The sequence below is a fragment of the Pseudomonas sp. NPDC087615 genome, assembly GCF_044743445.1.
Taxonomy (GTDB): domain Bacteria; phylum Pseudomonadota; class Gammaproteobacteria; order Pseudomonadales; family Pseudomonadaceae; genus Aquipseudomonas; species Aquipseudomonas baetica_A.
This window is the reverse complement of record NZ_JBIUWM010000143.1, coordinates 1-1,432: the sequence shown is the minus strand read 5'-3', so window position 1 is coordinate 1,432 and position 1,432 is coordinate 1. Positions and strand designations below refer to the sequence as shown.

Sequence of the window (1,432 nt, the reverse complement as noted above, 5' to 3'; positions counted from 1 at the left end):
TTCCTGTTCGGCGCGTGGCGCACGACCCAGGACGAAATTTGAAACCATACTGGCGACGCCCGGGTGGCCAATGCCAAGCCGCAGGCGGCAGAACGTATTCTGATTGCCCAGTTGCGCAATGATGTCGCGCAACCCGTTGTGACCGCCATGACCGCCGCCCTGCTTGAGCTTGGCGACGCCGGGAGGCAGATCGAGTTCGTCGTGTGCCACCAGGATTTCTTCAGGCTTGATGCGGAAGAAACCGGCAAGAGCCGCCACGGCCTGGCCGCTACGGTTCATGTAGGTGGTGGGAATCAGCAGACGAACATCCTGACCTTGATGCGAGTAGCGCCCGGTCAGGCCGAAATATTTGCGATCGGCCACCAGATTTACATTCTGTGCGTGGGCGATACGCTCAACAAAAAAGGCCCCTGCGTTATGCCGGGTCTGTTCGTATTCAGCGCCTGGATTTCCCAGGCCAACGATCAGTTTGATGGCAGTCACGATAGGGGCCCTTCCTTGGAGTGGTGGATAACATCGCCGCGATCTGAAAAGGCGGCGAAAGTGGACGAAAAATGCTCATTTACCATGGATGTAAACTCCGCGTTCTCGCCCGCTTTCTCGCTACGTTCCAGTCCGCGATGTTACTTGATCACTCCGGCTTCACAGAGTGAATTACTCTGCTGCGCCTTCTTCGGTAGCTTCTGGAGCAACACGTGGAGCGTGGACGTTGGCAACAGCCTTGTCATCGCCGTGTGCCAGAGCAACGAACTCAACGCCTTTAGGAGCTTTGAGGTCCGACAGGTGAATGATCGAACCGATTTCAGCGTTAGCCAGGTCGACTTCGATGAACTCAGGCAGATCTTTCGGCAGGCAGGTCACTTCGATTTCAGCAACAACGTGCGAAATCTCGCCGCCTTTCTTCACTGGAGCAGCTTCGTTGACGAAGTGCACAGGAACGATAGCGGTCAGTTTCTGACCCGCTACAACGCGTACGAAGTCAGCGTGCAGCACGTGGCCTTTGGACGGGTGACGTTGCAGAGCTTTGATGATCACGTTTTGCTTGGTGCCACCAACGTTCAGCTCGATGATGTGGCTGTAAGCCGCTTCGTTTTCGAGCAGTTTGGCAACTTCTTTGGCCAGCATGCTGATGGATTCAGGGGCTTTTTCGCCACCGTAAACAACAGCAGGAACCAGAGCGGCGAGACGACGCAGGCGGCGGCTCGCACCTTTCCCCAGGTCGGAACGCACTTCAGCATTCAGAGTAAATTCGTTCATTTTGTATCTCCAAAATAGCCATGACCGAGCGGCGTTTGCGACCAGCGCCAAACACGGTATGGGCAAAAAAGCCCCGCCCCGACAGGAATGCCGGGGCGGGGCGCTATTCGTCAAAGATAAATATCGACAATGGCTGGGCCCATAACGGAACATAGCGCTGAACCAATAAACATAT

Annotated in this window: 2 protein-coding genes; both read right to left on the bottom strand. The window is 55.5% G+C overall.

Going from position 1 to position 1,432, the window contains the following annotated elements; translation table 11 throughout:
• A partial coding sequence (gene pth, locus ACIOU6_RS27985; RefSeq protein ID WP_401139986.1) for an aminoacyl-tRNA hydrolase occupies positions 1 to 483 on the bottom strand: 483 nt, incomplete at its 3' end.
• Between the two features lie 171 nt (positions 484 to 654).
• Positions 655 to 1,257: a 50S ribosomal protein L25/general stress protein Ctc gene (locus ACIOU6_RS27980; protein ID WP_221731572.1), complete on the bottom strand. Its 603-nt coding sequence runs from the start codon at positions 1,255 to 1,257 to the stop codon at positions 655 to 657.
• Positions 1,258 to 1,432: the final 175 nt, after the last annotated feature.

Coding starts and splice junctions, on each gene's coding strand:
- ACIOU6_RS27980 (WP_221731572.1), bottom strand. CDS start 1,257: ATGAACGAATTTACTCTGAATGCTGAAGTGCGTTCCGACCTGGGGAAA.